This window comes from Cohnella terricola, assembly GCF_007786475.1.
Taxonomy (GTDB): Bacteria; Bacillota; Bacilli; order Paenibacillales; family Paenibacillaceae; genus Cohnella; species Cohnella terricola.
Map to the genome: position 1 here is coordinate 93176 of NZ_VNJJ01000003.1, position 21256 is coordinate 114431.

19 protein-coding genes are annotated in these 21256 nt (G+C 52.3%); 16 read left to right on the forward strand and 3 right to left on the reverse strand.

Translation table 11 applies throughout. The features are described from left to right. Window positions 1-44 precede the first annotated feature (44 nt). The 10 genes from FPZ45_RS25665 (at window position 45) to FPZ45_RS06090 (ending at window position 10080) form a co-directional block, all read left to right on the forward strand. Entirely contained in the window at window positions 45-146 is a 102-nt protein-coding gene (locus FPZ45_RS25665; protein WP_144699463.1) for a sporulation protein YjcZ, read from the forward strand. Window positions 147-397: 251 nt separating this feature from the next. Next, window positions 398-529, forward strand: coding sequence for a sporulation protein YjcZ (gene yjcZ / locus FPZ45_RS06050; RefSeq protein WP_144699464.1), 132 nt, complete (start codon window positions 398-400; stop codon window positions 527-529). A gap of 210 nt (window positions 530-739) precedes the next feature. Continuing rightward, entirely contained in the window at window positions 740-1480 is a 741-nt protein-coding gene (locus FPZ45_RS06055) for a hypothetical protein (RefSeq protein ID WP_144699466.1), read from the forward strand. A 5-nt stretch (window positions 1481-1485) separates the two neighbouring features. Then, window positions 1486-3174 (forward strand): vWA domain-containing protein, encoded by a 1689-nt coding sequence (locus FPZ45_RS06060; RefSeq protein ID WP_144699468.1) that lies wholly within the window; start codon window positions 1486-1488, stop codon window positions 3172-3174. 23 nt (window positions 3175-3197) lie between these two features. Then, window positions 3198-4337, forward strand: coding sequence for a toxic anion resistance protein (locus tag FPZ45_RS06065; RefSeq protein ID WP_144699470.1), 1140 nt, complete (start codon window positions 3198-3200; stop codon window positions 4335-4337). Window positions 4338-4423: 86 nt separating this feature from the next. After that, window positions 4424-4948, forward strand: a complete 525-nt coding sequence (locus FPZ45_RS06070; protein WP_342780025.1) for a ferritin-like domain-containing protein — start codon at window positions 4424-4426, stop codon at window positions 4946-4948. A gap of 512 nt (window positions 4949-5460) precedes the next feature. Then, on the forward strand, window positions 5461-6366 hold the full coding sequence (locus tag FPZ45_RS06075) for a LysR family transcriptional regulator (protein WP_144699472.1): 906 nt from the start codon (window positions 5461-5463) through the stop codon (window positions 6364-6366). Between the two features lie 106 nt (window positions 6367-6472). Next, complete coding sequence (gene metE / locus FPZ45_RS06080) at window positions 6473-8752, forward strand: 5-methyltetrahydropteroyltriglutamate--homocysteine S-methyltransferase (protein WP_144699474.1); 2280 nt, start codon at window positions 6473-6475, stop codon at window positions 8750-8752. 94 nt (window positions 8753-8846) lie between these two features. Continuing rightward, window positions 8847-9440: a GNAT family N-acetyltransferase gene (locus FPZ45_RS06085; protein ID WP_144699476.1), complete on the forward strand. Its 594-nt coding sequence runs from the start codon at window positions 8847-8849 to the stop codon at window positions 9438-9440. A gap of 76 nt (window positions 9441-9516) precedes the next feature. Beyond that, a complete protein-coding gene (locus tag FPZ45_RS06090; protein WP_144699478.1) occupies window positions 9517-10080 on the forward strand; it encodes a 5' nucleotidase, NT5C type in 564 nt (187 codons plus the stop codon). Between the two features lie 60 nt (window positions 10081-10140). On the opposite strand, the gene FPZ45_RS06095 is transcribed toward FPZ45_RS06090, so the two are convergent. Then, window positions 10141-10716 (reverse strand): undecaprenyl-diphosphatase, encoded by a 576-nt coding sequence (locus FPZ45_RS06095; RefSeq protein ID WP_186438250.1) that lies wholly within the window; start codon window positions 10714-10716, stop codon window positions 10141-10143. A 498-nt stretch (window positions 10717-11214) separates the two neighbouring features. Here FPZ45_RS06095 and FPZ45_RS06100 point away from each other — a divergent pair, with 498 nt between their 5' ends. The 3 genes from FPZ45_RS06100 to FPZ45_RS06110 all read left to right on the forward strand — a co-directional run bounded on the left by FPZ45_RS06100 (window position 11215) and on the right by FPZ45_RS06110 (window position 13168). Continuing rightward, complete coding sequence (locus tag FPZ45_RS06100; RefSeq protein ID WP_144699482.1) at window positions 11215-11562, forward strand: CD3324 family protein; 348 nt, start codon at window positions 11215-11217, stop codon at window positions 11560-11562. A 131-nt stretch (window positions 11563-11693) separates the two neighbouring features. After that, window positions 11694-12050 (forward strand): hypothetical protein, encoded by a 357-nt coding sequence (locus FPZ45_RS06105; RefSeq protein ID WP_144699484.1) that lies wholly within the window; start codon window positions 11694-11696, stop codon window positions 12048-12050. Beyond that, a complete protein-coding gene (locus FPZ45_RS06110) occupies window positions 12014-13168 on the forward strand; it encodes a M28 family peptidase (protein WP_144699486.1) in 1155 nt (384 codons plus the stop codon). The genes FPZ45_RS06105 and FPZ45_RS06110 overlap by 37 nt, the downstream gene beginning before the upstream one ends. A gap of 53 nt (window positions 13169-13221) precedes the next feature. Here the strand turns inward: FPZ45_RS06110 and FPZ45_RS06115 are convergent, their stop codons facing one another. After that, window positions 13222-14319: an AbrB family transcriptional regulator gene (locus FPZ45_RS06115; protein WP_144699488.1), complete on the reverse strand. Its 1098-nt coding sequence runs from the start codon at window positions 14317-14319 to the stop codon at window positions 13222-13224. Continuing rightward, the gene (locus FPZ45_RS06120) at window positions 14316-15044 is read right to left on the reverse strand and encodes an MBL fold metallo-hydrolase (RefSeq protein ID WP_144699490.1); all 729 of its coding nucleotides are present in this window, start codon (window positions 15042-15044) and stop codon (window positions 14316-14318) included. Before FPZ45_RS06120 ends, FPZ45_RS06115 begins: the two co-directional genes overlap by 4 nt. Before the next feature lie 123 nt (window positions 15045-15167). Between FPZ45_RS06120 and FPZ45_RS06125 the strand changes: the two genes are divergently transcribed. From FPZ45_RS06125 to FPZ45_RS25230, 3 genes are all read left to right on the forward strand, one after another. Continuing rightward, the gene (locus FPZ45_RS06125; protein ID WP_144699492.1) at window positions 15168-16052 is read left to right on the forward strand and encodes a TetR/AcrR family transcriptional regulator; all 885 of its coding nucleotides are present in this window, start codon (window positions 15168-15170) and stop codon (window positions 16050-16052) included. A 20-nt stretch (window positions 16053-16072) separates the two neighbouring features. Further along, window positions 16073-17545: a protein adenylyltransferase SelO gene (locus FPZ45_RS06130; RefSeq protein ID WP_144699494.1), complete on the forward strand. Its 1473-nt coding sequence runs from the start codon at window positions 16073-16075 to the stop codon at window positions 17543-17545. A 312-nt stretch (window positions 17546-17857) separates the two neighbouring features. Continuing rightward, a complete protein-coding gene (locus FPZ45_RS25230) occupies window positions 17858-21196 on the forward strand; it encodes a DUF6359 domain-containing protein (protein ID WP_186438251.1) in 3339 nt (1112 codons plus the stop codon). Window positions 21197-21256: the final 60 nt, after the last annotated feature.

Sequence of the window (21256 nt, forward strand, 5' to 3'; positions counted from 1 at the left end):
GGGTGATACACAATCACAAATATGGAAACCGGGTGGTGAAAACGATGGGCTTCGTCGGATCTTGTGGAGGTGGCATGCAAGCCGCTGCATTCGTATTAGTACTCTTCATTCTGTTGGTCATCATTTTGCGGGCAGGATTCTTCTAATCGAGTATAGTCATCCGTTATCGACTGACTAATGCCGGCTCGCGCTGCAGCTTCGGATGGAGACTAGAGCGTAACCGGTAAGCCGGTGCACGGCACATTCATTCCCGTGCGGTTACCCAGGTTTTGCGGGAATGATTGTGCTTGTGCGGAATTATCACCAATCTGTGCTAATGTACTGGCAATATAATGAACTAGTCATAATCTAAAAGGGTGATATCCATCACACAAAACGACAACGGGTGGTGAAACGTATGGGTTATCCTGTTGGTGGCGTAGGAACCGGATCTTGTGGAGGTTATGGTGGCATGCAAGCAGCTGCATTCGTATTAGTGCTCTTCATTCTGTTGGTCATCATCCTGCGGGCCGGATTCGGGGGCTACTAATCGTAAAATGAATTGAATTTGATTTTACGCCCCATTGATTTTGTCTCCCGCACCGTTTTCCGGATGGCGAATCTTGGATATCGGTTTAACCCCAATCGGCGGCTCAACGCCGAATGGGGTTTTTTCTTACGGAAATGGTGTGATTTGTGATCAAAGAAATGACTGCCTGCGCGTACATATAAATAAATGGACGAAAAGGGAGCAAGGTCGATGAGAGCGAAAACGATCGGATTGCTTAGCTTAATCATAGTCGTCTCGATCTTGAATATCGTTGTTTTCTCGCCCGGACTGGTCGGGTTGAAGATCGGCGAAGATGCTCTCTCTTCGGCAGTCGGCGCTACGTTGCCGCTAGCCAGCGTGCTTGCATTGATATACGGGATTTATACGCTGATCTTTAAGTCGCCTGTGGAAATGCCAATTAAGCAAATTCGAACGCATGACGACTATGTGCAAGCATTAAGCGTATATCGGCGATTAAAAGCGCTGGGAGACGATGTCGCGCTCGGTCTTGAACAGCTTGAACGGATGAGGAAAAAACAAGCGGCGCTGACGGATGTTCTTATGCAGAGGTTTCGGCCGGACGAAATCAGCTACGGGAAGTTCGATTCGGCTATTCGCGAAGTAGCGAGCCTGTTTTATCTGAACGTCAGGAACGTCTTGAACAGGCTTCGGCTATTCGACGAGTCGGATCTCGCTCGGGTAAGCGGGCCGAAGACGTTCCGGCTGTCTGAGGAAATTGTGCGGGAGAAGACGGAGCTGGCGAACGGATACGTGATCTTCGTGAAGCAGGCGATTGGGACGAACGAGGAGATTTTGTTGAAGCTGGACCGATTGCTTCTCGAAATCTCGCGCCTGGATGAGTTCGATCCAGGAGACATCGAGAATATGTCTTGCATGCAAGAAATAGACTCATTAATCAAACATACGAAATTATACAGAAGCGAGGGGTGAGAGGAGTGGCGAAACAGCGTACATTTTTCCTGTTGTCGGGTTTGATTCTCGTTGTCGTATTCGCCGTTGTATATTACGGGGTGAACCTGACTTCCAATCTGGGAAAATCCAAATCGCAAGTCACGTCCGAGAACGCAAGCAAACGACTAAACAAGCTGTATTCGGGGATATCCGTAAAGAAGGCGGAGCCGATCAAGGGGCAGATCGATCTGGATCCGGCCGATGTCGCGGCATCGCTTCCCGATATCTCGAAGTACCCAATCGCCGTTGACAACACGACCGAGCTGTTCGCGGAAATTTTCTCGTCCACGGAGAAATCGGGTAGCGGAGTAGACGGGTGGCTAACCGATGTCGCAACCGAATTCAACAAGGCGAATATCCAGGTGGACGGCCAAGCAGCTTCCGTTAAAGTTCGCAATATCGCTTCCGGAACGGCCGCCGACTATATCAAATCAGGGAAATATGTCCCCGACGCCTTCACGCCTTCGAACGAGTTATGGGGAGAGATGGTCAAGGCAAGCGGCGTCAAGACGAACATGGTTGCCAAGCGCCTCGCGGGGAATGTTCCGGGCATCGTCATCGCCAAGGCGAAGTACGACGCGTTAGTGGAAAAGTACGGAGCGGTCAACGTCAAGACGATAACCGACGCGATCGCGAATAACGAGTTCGCGATGGGGTATACCGATCCGTTCGCCAGCTCGACCGGCTTAAACTTCCTTGTAACCGCGCTTACCTCCTTCGACAGCGCCGACATGCTGAGCGAGAAAGCCATTCAAGGCTTCGAGAAATTCCAGGCCAACGTTCCTTTCGTCGCTTCGACGACGATCCAGATGCGCGATGCCGCCAAGTCCGGCATGCTGGATGGGTTCGTGTTGGAATATCAGACTTACGTTAATGCCGCCGAACTGGAAAGCGGGTACGTGTTTACCCCATTTGGCACGAGACACGACAGTCCGTTATATGCTTTAGGCGATCTCCCTAAGGAGAAGCTCGGCGTCGTGAAGAAGTTCGCGGAATTCATCGCGCAAGAGAAGTATCAGAAGCTGGCCGCGGAGAGGGGTTTCAATCAACTCGAGGATTACAAATCGGAGCTTCCCGCGGTCAGCGGAGATCAGCTGTCATCCGCGCAAAGGCTGTGGAAGGAGAAGAAGGACGGAAGCAAACCGATTGCCGCCGTATTCGTCGCTGACGTATCCGGAAGCATGGACGGAGAGCCCTTAAATCGTCTTAAAGAGTCATTGTTAAAAGGACAGAAATATTTGGGAAGAAACAACAGCATCGGCTTGGTTTCTTATTCTAACGACGTCACGATCAATCTGCCGATCGCCAAGTACGACACGATCCAGCAATCGCTGTTCGTCGGCGCGGTAAATAGTCTTCAGGCGGGCGGTGGAACGGCTACATTCGATGCCATTCTCGTCGCGCTTAAAATGCTGCAAGACGAATCCGCGGCCAATCCGAATAGCAAACCGCTCGTTTTCGTTCTGAGCGACGGGGAGACGAACGAGGGGAATTCGCTTAATGACATTAAAGAACTAATCGAGCTTTACAAAGTTCCGATTTATACCGTCGGCTACAACGCCAATATCAAAGCGCTACAGAACATCTCCAGCATCAACGAAGCAGCCAGCATCAACGCGGACACGGATGACGTCGTCTACAAGCTCGGCAATTTATTTAACGTGCAGCTGTAATTCGATATTGGAGGAGGAAAAGTATGTCATTTTCGATGGAAGTCGCAAGTCCGGAACAGATCAAAGCGGTCGTTGAGCAAGAGGCTGGGCCGGTGCCCGAGGAAATCGCCAAGCTCCAACAGATCGCCAGCGCCAACGTGGAGACGATCATGACTTTGGATATCGAATCGCTCGACAAGAGGCAGGAAGTACTACAATCGATTGAAACATTCGGTCTCGGTACGATGAAATCATCCTCGGAGAAAAACAAGCTGCTGCAAATCTCGGTCGGAAATCTCTCGAGAACGGGAGACGAAGGCGGTCAAGTCGCCAAAGGGCTTGCGGAACTGCATACGCAGTTGAAGGATTTGGATCCGAGCATCGTGGACTTCGCCAAAAGAGGGTTTCTCGGCAAGTGGTTTAATCCGCTCCGCGCTTATTTCCTCAAATACGAGAAAGCGGATAGCGTTATCGCGGATATCGTTTCTTCTTTGGATAAGGGGAAAGTGACGCTGAAGAACGATAATACGACGCTCGAGATCGAGCAGCAAACGCTGCGGGACTTGACGAAAAAGCTGCGTAAGGAGATCCAGCTTGGAACGATGATGGACGAAGCAATCGAGACCCAGATCGAAGCGGCTCGTCAGCGGGACGAAGACCCGGACAAAATCCGGTTTATCACGGAAGAGGTATTATTCCCGCTCCGTCAGCGGGTGATGGATCTGCAGCAAATGCTAGTCGTGAATCAGCAAGGGATCATGGCGATCGAAGTCGTCATCCGCAACAACAAAGAGTTGATACGCGGCGTGGATCGAGCGAAGAACGTCACGGTATCCGCGCTTAAGATTTCCGTGACCGTAGCTAGCGCACTGTACAATCAGAAGATCGTACTCAAGAAAATCGAGCTCTTGAACCAGACGACGAACGAGCTGATCGCGGGAACGTCCCGCATGCTGAAGGAGCAAGGCGCAGCCATTCATAAGCAAGCGCTCGAAGCTAGCGTATCGGTCGAAACGCTGAAGCAGGCGTTCGCCGACGTGCTCGCCTCGCTCGACTCCATTAGCGCCTACAAGCAGGAAGCTCTGCCGAAGATGCGCGAGACGATCGGCCAATTTCGCGAATTGGCCGACGAGGGTGAAAGGCAGATTCAACGGCTTGAGAAAGGGCATAAGCTGGGAATATAAATGGGTAGCTTACATCGAACATCGCACAAATACCCGCTCCGGACAATAAGCTGTAGGTAATGCACCATCAATCGGAGGGGAACAATTTGCAACGCGTATATTGGTATTCCAATCCTTACTATTCTCGTTATTCGGCAGGCTATTATCCCTGGTTACAGATGAGAAAGGAAGCACAGTCCTATAAGTCATTGCAAGACGCATTGGTTCTGATTCGCAAGGCGGTCGAGGGCGAGAGGGAAGACGAATTGTTTTACGACTATTTAATTTCGGTGGCGCCTTCGCAAGAAGAAAAGGAGATCATCCAAAGCATTCGAGACGACGAACGGAAGCACAATCGCATGTTTCGGAGCATGTATCAAGATCTGACGGGGCAAACGATAACGGCGCCGGAGGAAGTTGCGTTCGAGAAGCCGAAATCGTACGCGGACGGGATTCGGCGAGCGTTATTCGGAGAGCTTGCCGCGGTCGAGCGCTACCGCGACATCCGCGCCGGTCTGCCGGATCGCTATCATCGGGATATGGTTTTTGAAATTATTACGGATGAGCTGAAACATGCCGCTAAATACAACTATATTCTGACTCTGGGCTCGTCAAAAGTGAACAAGAAGTGAAGTGTAGGCGCAAGTTGAAGGGGATAGCACCCCAAAACTTGCGCTTTTTGCGTTATTGATGCCCATTTCAGGAAAATCCTAGTTCACTTGCGCTCTAAGGGTCTGACAGACCGTTACAGCTGCCGAAACTTCGTTCACGGGTGCTCTAAGGGTCTGGCAGACCGTTACAGCCGCCGAACTCCTGCTCGTGGACACTCTAAGGGCCTGACAGACCGTTGCAGCCTCCGAACCCCTGTTCACGGTTACTCTAAGGGTCTGGCAGACCGTTACAGTCGCCGAAACCTCGTTCATGGGTGCTCTAAGGGTCTGACAGATCGTTACAATCACCGAACTCCTGCTCGTGGACACTCTAAGGGTCTGGCGGACCGTTACAACTGCCGAATCGCCACTCGCGAGAGAACGAGAGGTCGGACAGCGGTCAATCAGCTGCTTTCGAAACAGCTTTTTGTATTATAATGAGGATAACGAAAACGATCGCTTGCAATAGCAAGAGGAAACAGGGGGAACGTTCATTGACGCTACAGCAACTTAAATACGTCATCGAGGTGGCCGCCAGGGGATCCATCAACGAGGCGGCCAAGCGGCTCTTCATTTCCCAGCCGAGCCTATCGAATGCGATCAAAGACCTGGAAGAGGAAATGCAACTGACCATCTTCGAAAGATCGAACAAAGGAATCTCGCTCTCGAAGGAAGGGATCGAATTTTTGAGCTATGCCCGGCAAGTCGTCGAACAAGCGGAATTGCTAGAAAGCCGCTATATGAACGCCAAGCCTTCGCCGCAACATTTTTCCGTGTCCACCCAGCACTATGCCTTCGCGGTTAACGCGTTCGTGACCCTGGTGAAGGAATATGGCCAGGAAGAATACGAACTCGCTTTGCGCGAGACGAAAACGTACGAAATCATCGAAGACGTCCGCAATCTACGCAGCGAGATCGGCATTTTGTATCTCAACGAGTTCAACGGCAAAGTGATCAATAAGCTGCTTAAATCTGCGAATTTGCAGTTCACCAGCCTGTTCACAGCCAAACCGCATATTTTCATCAGCATCCAAAATCCGCTGGCCAAGCTTCCGATCGTCACGATCGAGCAGCTTCAGGATTATCCGTATTTGTCCTTCGATCAGGGGGAATACAACTCGTTTCATTTTTCCGAAGAGATTCTCAGTACGCTGACGCGCAAAAAGAGCATCCGGGTAAACGACAGGGCGACGCTGTTCAACTTGTTGATCGGCTTAAACGGATATACGATCTCGACGGGAGTGCTTAGCGCCGATCTGAACGGCAACGAGATTATACCCGTCCCCCTCGATTGGGATGAGACGATTAATGTCGGGTGGATCTCGCATAAGAACGTCTCATTGTCGAAGCTCGGAACGGCATATATCGATGCTCTACAGGAAGCAATCTCAGGATCATGATTAACTATAGCCGCCGGCTATAACTAGATATAGTATAAGCGAGTTACACTATATCGAAAGGGACGTGTTATCTTTCTTGTAACAAGTCGTATAGGAGTGTTACGAGATGGCGAAAAGCAGCGTATTGGGATATCCGCGCATCGGCGCGAACCGAGAATGGAAAAAAGCGCTCGAAGCGTTCTGGGCAGGAAAGACGGAAGAAGCAGTGTTTCAGGAACAATTGCGGGAAATCCGCTTGAACCATCTGCGCAAGCAGCGCGATAAAGGGATCGATCTAATCCCGGTTAACGACTTCAGCTACTACGATCACGTTCTGGATACGGCAACGATGTTCGGCATCGTTCCGCAACGTTTTGCCTATAAAGGCGGCGTCGTGCCACTGAGCTTATATTACGGAATCGCCCGCGGAACGAAAGAAGCGACAGCGAGCGAGATGACCAAATGGTTCAACACCAACTATCACTACATCGTACCCGAGTTGGACGGGGCAACGCCTGAACTTACCGAGAACAAACCGCTTGCGGCCTATCGCGAAGCGAAGGAAGCGTTCGGAATCGAAGGAAAACCGGTCATTCTTGGGCCGCTCACGTTCTTGAAGCTATCCAAAGGCTACAAACCAGCGGAGACGGACGCTTGGCTCGATCGCTTGCTTCCGCTATACGTACAGGTTTTGCGCGAACTTGCGAATGAAGGCGTTCAATGGGTGCAGATCGACGAACCGATCTTGGTCACGAAACTGGCCGCTGACGATCTGAAACGACTGAAGACGATTTACGAGACGTTCTCCGCGGCGGTGCCCGAATTGAACGTGATCCTGCAAACTTACTTTGAATCGGTAGAAAATTACAGCGAGATCGTCTCGCTGCCGGTCAAAGGGATCGGACTTGATTTCGTGCACGGATCTGCAGGCAATTTGTCTGCGATCAAGCAATTCGGTTTCCCTGCGGACAAGGTTCTTGGTGCGGGCGTGATCGACGGGCGCGGCATCTGGAAGGCGTCGCTTCGCGAGAAACTGGCGTTGCTCGATCAACTAGCCGGCATCGTGTCGTCTGATCGTCTCATCGTTCAATCTTCGTGCAGCCTGCTTCATGTTCCGGTAACGGTTGAACAGGAAACGAAGCTGTCGGCTGAGCTGCGTGGCGCTCTCGCGTTCGCGGACGAGAAGCTGAACGAGATTGCCCTGCTGGCTAAAGCGGTCAACTCGGGTGCATCCGCAGTCGCTCTGGAGCTAGACCAAAGCGAGCGCGACGTTCAAGCGCTCAAGCAGTCCGAAGAACGCAATCGCAAGGATATTCAGAAAGCGGTCACGGAGATCGCGAGCAAGCAGCCGGAGCGTCATTCTCCCTTCGCCGCACGTCAAGCGACTCAGCAGGCCAAATGGCAGTTGCCACTGTTCCCGACAACGACGATCGGCAGCTTCCCGCAATCGGCGGAAGTTCGCAAGGCTCGCCAGCTCTGGCGCAAAGGCGAATGGAACGAGAAGCAATACGCGGATTTCATTCGCGATCAGATCGATCTCTGGATTAAACTCCAGGAAGAAATCGGAATCGACGTTCTTGTGCATGGCGAATTCGAGCGGACGGACATGGTCGAATTTTTCGGCGAGAAGCTCGCGGGCTTCGCGTTCACTCAGAACGGCTGGGTACAATCTTACGGCTCCCGCTGCGTCAAACCTCCGGTGATCTACGGCGATGTCGCGTTCGAGCAGCCGATGACCGTCGAGGAAACGAAGTATGCGCAGTCGAAAACCGATCGCCCGGTAAAAGGCATGCTGACCGGCCCGATCACGATCATGAACTGGTCGTTCGTCCGCGACGACATTCCGCGCGAACAAATCGCTTACCAGCTCGCTTACGCGCTTCGTCAAGAAGTGGAAGCGCTGGAGAACGCAGGCATCGGCATGATCCAGGTGGACGAACCGGCTGTCCGCGAAGGTCTTCCGTTGAAAGAGAACGAGCAAGCCGGCTACCTGGCTTGGGCCGTTAAAGCGTTCCGCATGACGACCTGCACGGTGCAAGACACGACGCAGATCCATACGCATATGTGCTACTGCGAGTTCCACGACATGATCGATTCGATCGAAGAGATGGACGCAGACGTGATCTCGATCGAAACGTCCCGGAGCCACGGCGAATTGATTCATAGCTTCGAAATCAATACGTATAAGCTTGGCATCGGACTGGGCGTATACGACATCCATAGTCCTCGCGTTCCGCAAGTGGCGGAGATGACGAACATGATCGATCGTGCGTTGCAAGTGCTCGATCCGAAACTGTTCTGGATCAATCCGGACTGCGGCCTGAAAACCCGCGGACAAGAAGAAACGGTCGCCTCCTTGCGCAACATGGTTGAAGCGACTAAGATCGCCCGCGCGAAGCACTCATAATACCATTAATACCCCCAACATCCGCAGGTCATTGGACTTGCCGGATGATTGGGGGTATATTTGTGCCATAACCTTTCGAAAAGGACAATGAAAGATGGCGAGTAACTACGCGAATAATGGCAAATCGCAGATGAAACATCAGACAACAAATCAATGGGACGATAAGCTATGGGCCGCTTCGGAGCCTGTATACCGGGAAGCTTTCCCTGAGCATGGAAGAAAAAGCGAAGCGATTATCCGGCGGATGTTCAACCGCGCCCTCTGTACGCTTCATGTATGGAGCTTGGAGGACGCGACCGTCGCCATGGCGCTGACCGCATATGATGAACGTACATGGACGCTGATCATCGATTATATCGCTGTGAATCAAGCGTGGCAGGGCAGAGGCATCGGGCGGTCGTGCGTCGAACGGATCCGGGATTGGGCCGCCGCCGTACAGCCGGAATGCCGCGGCATCATCATCGAGGTCGAAGCCGAGAGGACGGAGGAGAACGCGAAGCGTATCCGCTTCTGGGAAGGAGCAGGCTTTAAGTTGACCGACTATGTTTATGCTTATATCTGGGTGCCGGAGACGTATCGGGCGATGACGCTTAGCTTGAATTCGGCCGAACCGCTAACAAGCGACGGCAAAGAGCTGTTCAAGGCGATCACCCGTTATCACGAGCGCGCTTATCGGGGCAAGGATTAGGTACAGCAATGACACCTCTCTAGTCCAATGGTATAATTTATCGGAGCAAGCTTAAACGAACAGCGGAGGAGAACGAATGAGGAAAGCCATTATCGCAGTCGACATGGACGATACGATCTGCCATCTCGTCAAACGCGCGATCTATCACAACAACATTGAGTTTCCAACCCATCCGCTGCGGTATGAGGAAATGTTCGATTGGAACACAGATCACTTGCGGCATCCGGCCAGCACGCACGAAGTGTTTTTCGGGCGGCCCGGCCTATATGAGGAGTTGGAATTGTTCGACGAGCATGTCGTAGAGGAGATGGAGAAGCTTCACCGCGCTTACGATGTAGTGATCGTCACGGCCGCCGATCCGGCTACGGTCGTGGAGAAATGGAACTGGCTGCAGCGGCATATGCCGTTCATTCCTTTGGAAAATTTTATGACGTGCAAGCGCAAATATTTGCTCGATTTCGATCTCATAATTGACGATGGCGCGCATAATCTCGTTCCCTCAATCGAAGCCGGGAAGAAGGTGCTTTGCATTCCGCACCCGTGGAATATAAAAGCTCGCGAGCAATACGATTTTCCGGTCATGGAAGGCTGGGAGAACGCGAAAGAACGGATCGATCAATTGCTGGCTGAACGTGCTTAGAAGAAACGACGAAAATAGAAGAAGCGATCCCGGGAATGGGATCGCTTCTTCTATTTCGCATTATTTTTTAGGCAGACCTGGAATGGCTTTGACGATTCGACCGTACAAGCCTATGGTTAGCCGCGGCAACGGCTCAAGACGTTCGCGCAGCAAGAACACGGCCAGACTGACGAGGAACGACAATACGATTGCGCCGGCAATATCGGCGGGATAGTGAACACCGACATAAACCCGGGCAAGACCGGTCAGGACGGCAAGCGCCAGCATCACCGTACCCAGATTGCGCAGAACGAAAAATACGCTAAAAGCCAAGGAAAAAGCCAATATCGAATGATCGCTTGGAAATGATGGATCCGCGGCATGCGGAATCAGCTGATTCACTTCATGCCCGACGAAAGGTCTCGGATGGTTGACCGCCGGCGAAATGAAGTAGGCAGCGACAAACAGCGTGATTGCAGCCGACAGACAGGCATAGAACGTTAGTCGTTGATGATTAGGTTTGCCGGAAAACCAGAGTATGGCCATAATGGCCAGAAGAACCCATACGATATCTTGCGCGAACCATTCCATGCAGTCGTCGATCCAATCCCACTGGCCCGCATAGCGGTTAATCGCCTGAAACAATTGTTCGTTCATATTTTTCATCACCCAATCGTTTTTCCCTCTACTATATCCCGCATACCTTAATAAATCCTTAACATTTCTTTAAATGAAGTTAATCCATACATGCACGTAAAGTTTAATTACAACCGTTTATTCCCTTTAGCTTAAGCTTGACCCGTTATACAATGATCTTGTCGGGCCCGACGAATCTCCGGGAAAGGAGTTGATCGCATTGATCTACCAACCTGAGGTGATCTTCGTTTAAACGAAGATCACCGATTAAGGGGGGAGGCCGAGAGGCCTCCTTTTTCCCATCATTTTCTTCATGCCGTTGCGTAATGAAAAGGCTTATTCTATACTGTTTCCATGAACCCCAATTCATGGAAAGGGTTTCGCGAAGCACGAGCCTTGCGTTCGTGTTTTTAATTTCTCAGCATCCAATTATCGAGAGGAGGAAGGTAAAGATGGCTATGAACTGCGCTAATGTAATGGAAACTGTCGTCTATTCAACAAAGGCGAAGGAGGGCCAACTTGATCTACAAAAATGGGAGAGATGTTCTTCCCCCTAGATTGCTGCAGGAGCTTCAGAAATACGTAAACGGAGAACTGGTGTACATTCCGAAGCTGGACGAACGTCGCGCCAGATGGGGAGAAGTCAACGGAACGAGACAATTGCTGGCAGAACGCAATAAGGAAATATGCCAATTGCACTCCGGCGGGGCTTCGATCGCGGAGCTCGAATTGCTCTATCATTTATCCGGCGAGAGTATTCGCAAGATTATCATTAAGTCTCGGAGACAACCGGCAACCGTCGGCAGTATCCAAGAGGACTCTAGTAGCGTAATTGGTGTTCAACCGTCTCATATATGGCATCGTTAAAGGACTCCTCTGGGGTCCTTTTGTCGTGCTCGCCATCGTAAAGGGGATCGGGAAAATGTTCTAGGCAACCTTAGAATGTTCCCTTATAATATCAGGATATACATACCATTATTGTAATTAGGAGGGGTATCGTGCGATCGAATCATCCAGCAATTCAAGCTACTACTCGTTCTGGTACTTCAAAATGGCTCATACGATTCTTCGTATTTATTATACTGTTCGGTTCAATGACAATAGGACTTCAGCAGGTCAAGGCTCCCCGTCCGGTCGGGAGCGAAGCTCACGCTGACCAATTCTCCGCTGCACGAGCGATGGAAAAGCTGAGAGAAATCGCAAAAGAACCGCATCCGGTCGAGTATGTCGCGCATGATAAAGTACGGGATTATTTGCTCTCCGAACTCGATGACATGGGGCTGATGCCGGTCGTTCAACAAGCGGTAGTCACGTCGGAATGGGACCGTTCAAGAACGATGTCATCCTGCTCATGACGGACGGCGAAGAATTGGGCTTGCTCGGCGCCATAGCGTTCATGAGGGAGCATCCTTGGGCGAAGGACGTCGGATTGGTGCTCAATTTCGAATCGAGAGGCAACAAGGGACCTTCTTTTATGTTCGAAACAAGCGAAGGGAACGGTTGGCTGGTACGGGAATTTACTAAGGCGGCACCTCAACCGGTAGCTTACTCGATCATCTATAACTTCTATAAATTAATGCCCAACGATACCGATTTAACGGTGTTCCGCGAAGGCGGCTTGCCCGGACTGAATTTTGCTTTCGGAATGGGATTTGACGCGTACCATACCGCGATCGATACGCCTGACAATCTTGATCTCTCCAGTCTGCAGCACCATGGCAATTATATGCTGAGTCTGACGAAGCATTTCGGACAATTGGAACTAAGCGAAGTCAGGCAGGAAGACCGGGTATACTTCAACATCGTCGGCTGGAAGCTTATCACTTATCCGGAATCATGGGTATTTTGGTTTATGGTGCTCGGCGCGCTGCTGTTCGCGATTACCGTCTGGAATGGCCTGAGGAGGAGAAGAATAAGCTTGAAGGGTTTGGCGGGAGGATTTCTCGTAACTTTGTTAAGCTTGGTTATCGTCTTCGGGATCATTGCCATCGTATGGGAAATTGTGCGTGCCAACGTAACGGGTTCCTATTACCAATCTATTATGAAAGACTTTGATGTCGGCAAATTCTATTTTATCGGTCTGTTACTGCTCATGCTAATCATCATATGGGGATTTATCCGGTGGTGCTCGCGTTACGTGCGAGCCGAAAACCTATGGATCGGATCGCTGCTACTTTGGTTGCTCCTATGCGTCGCGACAACGCTTTATTTGCCGGGCGGAAGCTATTTGTTTATTTGGCCCCTCCTAATCAGCTTGATCGGGCTTAATGTTTCTTATTCAATGAGGGAAGGGGCATGGTCATGGGTTTCCGCGCTATTCGCTACACCTGGGATCATGCTGTTTTCTCCGATCATTTACCTCGTGTCCATCATGATGACTTTGGAATTGGCAGGTCCTTTAATGGCGGTCTGCGCTCTGGCATGTACTTTAATCTATCCGCTATTCTGTCGGAAGCCGATCGCGAGGGGATGAGGCTGATTCACCTGTGACCAACTCCAAAAAGCGTATAACCCGTTCTAACCGGGTTATACGCTTTTTTTGGCATTGGAGCTTTTCGCATCCGACAGCGGCAACAGTCGCTTTATCGCCAGCTTCATCAGCGGAGTAATCGCGAAGAAAATAAACCAAATTCGGAATACCTGATAACAGCTTACGATGGCCATATCGGCGTGGATTTCCTTCGCGATAAGCCCCATCTGATCCAAACCTCCTGGCGCGAGACTTAGGAAGGAAGTCGACGCGGACAGAGGATGTAAGCTGCGCAAAAGCGCGCTTAATCCAAGCGAACCTGTAACGATGACGATTCCGCTAAGTATCGCAAAGCCGACCATTTTCTTCTTGTGTGCCAAACTTTCCGGACGAAGAAGCAAACCAATGTAAGAACCGATCAACAATTGCGCGACGTTCAGAACGGACGACGGCAACGCCGGTCCATGTACCCCCGACAACTGCAATGCGGCGACAGCGATCATTGGGCCTAGCAGGAACGCGGTCGGGAAACGGATTTTCTGGGCCAGAAATGCGGCTACTATGCAGACAGCCATCAGAGGGACGATATCGGGAAACAAAGCGTTCCAAGCTGAGCTTGCACCGATGGAAGCTCCCGTTGGCACGGTAGAGTGAGTGCCGCCGAATAGGGGACTGAAAATCAGCAACGGAACGGCGACGATATTGATCATCGTCCGGGAAAGCTGCAGGAACATCACCGTCGTCAGATCGATGCCTTTCGTATCTTCCGCCAAAACCAGCATCTGCGATAGTCCGCCCGGAATGCATCCCAAGAGAACTGTCGGCAAAGGTTCGCCCGTAAGCTTAGAGACGACGAAGGCGATGAATGCGCACATCAGCATCAGCAGAACGGTCATTAGCACCATTGTGGGCAATTGCTTGCCCATCTCGGCAAGCGTCTCAGACGTAAACGACAAGCCGAACGAGTACCCGATTAAGATCATCGCAGTATTGCGTAGATATTCGGGCCAATTCGGTTGGAAGAGCTTAAACGCCCGCGCGCCCAGAAACACGAACGACATCGGGCCAAGAAGCCAAGGCAAGGGAGAATGGATGAGTGTAAACACCCATCCTCCGATCAATGCCGTTGCTAAGGTGTATAGAAAGCGGATCACTTACGCTCAGCCAACTCAGCGATGCGTTCGTTGACGCCGCCTTGCACGAGTCCGCCGTGATAGCAAACGACTTGGGCGATATCGAAGGCTTTCAGCTTATTCAGCGAATCCAGCGCTTGCTCCAGATTAGGCGTAACCGAGGGATTCGGACCGGACAGTACGCCGTCAGCGGCAACCATGGCGTCTCCCGCGATTAACGTTTTACTCGCGTGATGGTACAAGCACACATGACCGGGAGTATGTCCCGGCGTGTGGATAACGGTCAAACCTCCCGCGATCGGAAGCTTCTCTCCGTCAACGATTGTACGGTTCACGTTCGGACGGGAAGGGCGCAGGAACGTTTGCTCGAATTCCGCTCGCGTTTCCTCCGGAAGTTGTTGCAGAAATCCTTCAAGCTGTTCGGGATTCATCTTGATCATCGGCTGCGTACCGTTAATGGCGCCCTCGTCGTCCGGATGGGCCAGCACGGCGACAGGCTCTCGTTCGTCTGCAAGAATTCCCGGCAATCCTCCGACATGGTCGAGATCTTGATGGGTCAAAATAATGGAACGCAGCGTTTTTTCGCCGATCCCGGCTTGACGAGCCAACTCGCGAATCGCGGGTGCCGACCCCGGCATACCCGTGTCGACCAGTGTCCATGAATCTCCGTCAAAAAGAATCGTCGGATGAATGACCATATACCCCAGTTGGACCTCCAACATCTCTAAACCTTCCGCTATTCGCATATTAACACCTCTTGTTTGATTTATAAAACCAATGAGTTCATTCTAAAACTCATTGGTCGTTCCGTCAACAGGATGCGTTGACGTTGCCTGGTTATAATGTCAAGATAGGGTGGGGGGATCGTCATGGAAGATTCAAAAAAAAGCAAAATCGTCGATACGGCTATCGAGCTGTTCCGTATTAAAGGTTACAGCGCGGCGTCGATGCAGGACATCGCCGAAGCGTGCGGCATGGCCAAAGCCAGCATCTATAAATTATTCGATTCCAAGGAACAATTATTCACGGCCGCGTTTGTCGTCTGCCATCGCACTTTGCTCGAACAGGCGGGCGCATTGGATCGGGAAGGAGCGAATCACGGACTTTCCCCGAAGATGAGATTGATCCGGAAGATCGAATTTCAATTACAGTATGCGCTTGAGAACCACCTCCTGATGATCGATTTCAAGGAAGAGCCGATCGCTTCCAATGAGCATTTTATCGCCGCATGGAAAACGAAAAAAAACGCGCTTCTCGCTTGGTATCGCGAGCTTCTGCTCGAAGCGTACGGCTCCGAGATCGATCCGTATATATGGGATATCGTGGCGATTTTCCGCGGCATTCACAACATCTATCTCATGTACGTTAGGCAGAAGGTTGTTGCTCTCCCCATGTCCGATCTGGCCGCTTTTATCGTGGATAGAATCGACGCTGTTATTGAGGATCTGATCGAGAAGGCGCCAAAATCGATCATCGGATGGAACAATATGCAATACAACGGTTTGAACCCAAGCGATTTATCCGTCCGAGCAGACACGGTACGCCAGCTGTTCGGTCTGTTGGACGAGAAAATACGCAAGTTGCCTAAGACGGACGGCGTTCGCGAAGAGCTGGGGAAGGTCGCTGTTATGTTAAAGGAAGCTTGCGAAGCAAAGCCATCCGATTCGACGCTCGTCCGCGTTCTTGGTGCTTACCTTGACGGTGAGCCGGAGCTGAGGCCGTACATGCGCCAGTTACATTATTTAATGTCATGAAATAAAGCGGGAGGGCGACGATGAGCCATACAAAAGCAAACCCGATGGGGTGGAATTTCGATAACAGCTATGCCCGTCTACCGGAGCTTTTCTATACGAAGTTGAATCCGGCACCGGTCGGTGCCCCTAGAATAGCCGTGTTTAATCGGCCATTGGCCGCTTCGCTGGGGCTTGACCCCTTGGAACTGCAAGGACCGGAAGGCATCGCCGCGCTCGCGGGCAACCGAATACCCGATGGAGCGGCGCCGTTGGCGCAAGCGTATGCGGGTCATCAATTCGGTTATTTCAACATGCTCGGGGACGGTCGAGCGTTGCTGCTCGGCGAACAGATTACACCTCAAGGAGAGCGGTTCGATGTGCAGCTTAAAGGCTCTGGAAGAACGCCGTATTCCCGTAACGGCGACGGCCGGGCGGCGCTTGGGCCGATGCTGCGCGAGTACGTCATAAGCGAAGCGATGCATGCGCTCGGCATACCAACGACGCGGAGCTTGGCCGTAGCGGCTACCGGCTCGTCGATCGTTCGCGAGAAAATGCTGCCGGGAGCCGTTCTGACCCGGGTCGCGGCCAGCCACATCCGCGTTGGCACTTTTCAATACGCCGCTGAGTGGGGAACGATGGACGAACTACGGACGTTGGCCGATTATACGCTGGATAGACATTATCCGTCGGTATCGGTTGAGGATAACAGGTATCTGGCGCTACTCCATGAAGTGGCGAGACGGCAGGCCGATTTGATTGCTAAATGGCAGCTAGTCGGCTTTGTTCACGGTGTAATGAATACCGACAACATGGCGATTAGCGGGGAGACGATCGATTACGGTCCATGCGCATTCATGGACGCTTACGATCCAGCTACGGTGTTCAGCTCGATCGATTCGCAAGGCCGCTACGCTTACGGCAATCAACCGCACTTCGCTGCGTGGAATCTCGCGAGATTGGCCGAGAGTCTGTTGCCTCTGCTGCATGAAGACAAGGAGCAGGCGATCGCGATGGCCGAGGGGGAGATCTCGAAGTTCGGCGAAGAATTTCAGCGGAACTGGTTAGAGGGTATGAGAGGTAAGCTGGGGATCTACAATGAAGAGCAAGAGGATGAGTCCCTTATTCAAAACTTGCTTGAATTGATGCAGAAGTCGCGTGCTGATTTTACGAACACGTTCCACTTGTTTGCGATAGGGAAGCCTGGGGAGACAGTATTATCCGACGTGCCGGAATTCGCGGAATGGCTGGAGCGATGGCAGTCGCGATTAGGCAGACAGGAACAGTCGCCTGAAGCCGCCTTTCAACTCATGCGTCGTAGTAGCCCGGCGATCATTCCGCGCAATCACAAGGTGGAAGAAGCACTCGAGGCCGCAGAGAACGAGGACGATTACAGCGTCCTGGAGCGTCTTCTCAATTCGTTATCCGACCCTTACGAGCACTTCGCCGAACGATCTGATGACTACACGATGCCATCTTGCTCAACCCGACCTTACCGTACGTTCTGCGGTACGTGATCGGGAAGAGGAAGATATCCTATCGCGATAAAAGGGGATGTCCCAAAACGACAGAAGACTGGGGCAGCCCCTTTCATAACGTTGTGGGATCTATATGATTTTTCATATACGGTTACTCAAACTAAAAGACAGAAAAAGCGGCATTTCTATGCTGCTTTTTTCTGTCTTTTCCTATGTTTACCTGCAATTCCAGACTTCAAATAACGAATTAACATTCGGATAACAAACAGTTATTAGCTAGAAAACGCTAGACTGATATATTGTTCGAGTAGTCGATCAAACATCTTAGAATGTGGAGGCATGTGTAGCAATATGAGAAGAAAACAGTTTAAGAGATTTCTGTGGGTCGCGCTAGCCGCCGTCATAGTTTTGTCGAATGGTGTCGGATACGCGATCAACCGCGCGTCGGCCGCATTCGCAGATGGCTCCCTAACCGTAGCCGAAGCGATCGCTGCGAACAGTGGAACCGCGACGGTGGAAGGTTATATTGTCGGTTATGCAACAGGTTCAAAGACGGCAACTTACCAAGCTCCTTTTAAGGACGATAACAACATCCTGATCGCGGATTCCCCTTCCGAGAAAGATAATGCCAAGGTGCTGGACGTGCAAGTGACGGCTGCTTACCGGACTGCCTTCGGTTTGAACAGCAACCCCGATCTGATCGGGAGAAAGGTAAAAGTAACAGGGACTCTCAGCGCCTATAATAACTTCCCTGGACTAAAAACCCCAACCGGTTTTGCTTTTAGCGACGGTCTCGATCCCGTGGAACCATCGCCAAGTCCTTCTCCTTCTCCGGATCCGACCCCTACGCCTGATCCGGGAACGACGCCTACGCTGCCGGACGGACATGGCAAGAAAGTCTTGTTCGACAATACGCACGCCCAAACGGCCGGCGCGGCGGACTGGGTCATCGACGGCGGGTTCTCCGACTTCGCCGACGGTCTGCGGGCGGACGGATTCACAGTCGATTCGCTGGACCGGCCGATTCCTTTTACGTTCGGTGAGCAAGCGATCACGCTCGACAAATTGCAGCAGTACGACGTCTTCGTCATGGCCGAACCGAACGTTCCGTTCAAGAAGACCGAACAGGACGCGATGCTTCAATACGTGCAGAACGGCGGCAGCATCTTCTTCATCGGCGACCATTACAACTCCGACCGGAACAAGAATCGTTGGGACGGGTCGGAAGCTATGAACGGTTACCGCCGCGGCGCATGGGACAACCCCGCCAAAGGCATGTCCGCTGAAGAAGCCGGTTCTCCCGCCATGCAAGGCGTCGTCAGCTCCGACTGGCTGGCAGACAACTTCGGCATCCGCTTCCGTTATAACGCACTGGGCGACGTCGACAACCTGACGGACGTCGTCGTGCCGAGCCAAGCGTTCGGTATCACCTCGGGCGTCGGCTCGGTGGCGATGCACGCCGGCTCCACTTTGGTAATTCTCGATCCGACGAAAGCCAAGGGCCTCGTCTATGTGCCGAAAAACGTTCCCGCATGGGCGAACCGCGTGGATAAAGGCGTATACTTCGGCGGCCGCGATGAAGGACCGTTCGCCGCGGTGTCCAAGCTCGGCGCCGGGAAGGCCGCATTCATCGGCGACTCTTCGCCCGTCGAGGACCCTACGCCGAAATACTTGCGCGAAGACACCGGTGCCAAGAAAACGACGTATGACGGCTTCAAGGGCGAAGCCGACGACGCCGTCTTCCTCGTTCACACCGTCGAATGGCTGGCCCATCACGAGAGCTACACAAGCCTGACGCAAGTTCCCGGACTTCAGTTGGATTCGGCGACCAAGCTGCTTGCGGACGGATCCGAAGAGCCGGCGAAATCGACCGAGCCGCAGCCGGAACCTTGGGCTGCTCCGAACGCGGGCTACAAGTGGTACGATCCAACGACGTTCAAGTCCGGTTCTTATGGCTCGTCGCAACAGCCGCCGGTTCAAGCGCAATATCAATTCGTGCGCCAAAGCCAACTTCCGAACACGGCGACGTTCCAGATCCGCGTCAAAGCAGACAACCTGCTGCCCGGACAGACGGTGTCGAGCCTGTCGGTCGGCATCTACCTGACCGGAGGCACTCAAGTCGCCAAAATCCAAAACGCCGACGGCACGTGGCCTTCTTCTTACGGTTACAGCTCGAATTTCTCGCTTACCGCGGACGGGACAGGCCATGCTTATAGGGATTTGAACGTGCAGATCGACTCGGCCGTATCCGGCGCGGCGACTCTGCGACTTAAAGTCGGTTCCAACAATCAGATCTCCGAAACGGTGACCATCGCGAACGTGCCTGCCGAGCAACTGCCGGAAGACAAACCACCGGTTCCGAATAAAGTCTCCATCGCGGATGCGCGGCAAGTGGCGGAAGGCAGCTTAGTGACGGTGGAAGGCGTCATCACGTCCGAACCAGGCGCTTTCGGCGGTCAAGCCTTCTATATGCAAGACAGCACTGCTGGCGTCTACGTCTTCCAGAGCGCGACGGGGTATCATGCCGGCGATCGGATATCGATTAGCGCCATTAAGACGACTTACAATACAGAAGTTGAATTGTCCGATCCAGTCACGTTGACCAAACTGGGCACAGCTCCAATTCCAGCGCCGATCGTCCAGACGGAACTTAACGATAGTAATCAAGGTCGCCTAGTCACAATGAAAAATGCAGAAATCCGCAACTATGTCACTGCGACGCCGACCGGTTCCTTCGAATTCGACGCCGGTGCTACGCATGTCCGAATCGACGCTCGCACGGGCATCTCGATGGCCGACTTCCAATCGAAATTCCTGGAAGGCAGCATCGTCAGCTTGACCGGCATCTCTGCGATCTTCAAAGGCGTGTATCAGTTGAAGCCGCTCACGATGGACGCCGTTACGCTGGAGCAATCCGACCGGACCGCTCCGTCGACGACCGTTCTGGCGGACGGCAAGACAGGAGAAAATCAATATAACAACCGTAATGTGACGCTGACTTTCGCCGCAACGGACAACGAAGGCGGCTCCGGCGTCGGCAAGACCGAATACCGTGTAAATGATGGCGCGTGGACGATCGCGCAGGGACCCGTCGTCATTGCCGAAGAAGGCCGCAATGTTGTGGCGTTCCGTTCGACGGACAAGGCAGGCAATGTGGAGCAGGAGCAACACATCGCCGTCTGGATCGACAAGACGAGCCCATCCGTTGTTTTCATCGGTTCAACCGTCTTCTATCCGACTGATGCGTCCATCGCATTCAAGGCAACCGTGACGGACAATCTGAGCGGCGTGAAATCCGTCGGTTATACGTTGGATGGTGTCGCGATCCAATCGCTTAGCGCAATCTCGCCGGCGAATCTGTCCGTGGGCAATCATACTCTGGTCGTAACAGCTGTGGATCAGGCTGGCAACCAAACGACTGTCTCAGCAACACTGACATGCGGTATGGATCTGGATCACCTGTCCACGCTCGTAGCTTGGGGAGAAGATCACGACTTGATCAAAAATCACGGAACGGCTCAAAGCTTGCAATCCGCTATCAAGAACATTCAGAAAGCCAAAAATGACAGTGATCGCGCGAAAGGGCTGTCCCAGCTGGCCGATGACATTCGCCAGCATACGAACAAGCAGATCGACTCCGGCTTCGCGCAGCGTTTGCTGGAAGCTGTAGCGTATCTGCAAAAACACTAATCCGATTCATCATACGACCAACGAAAGAACCAAGGAGCTAAGCTGTTTTCGCTTAGCTCC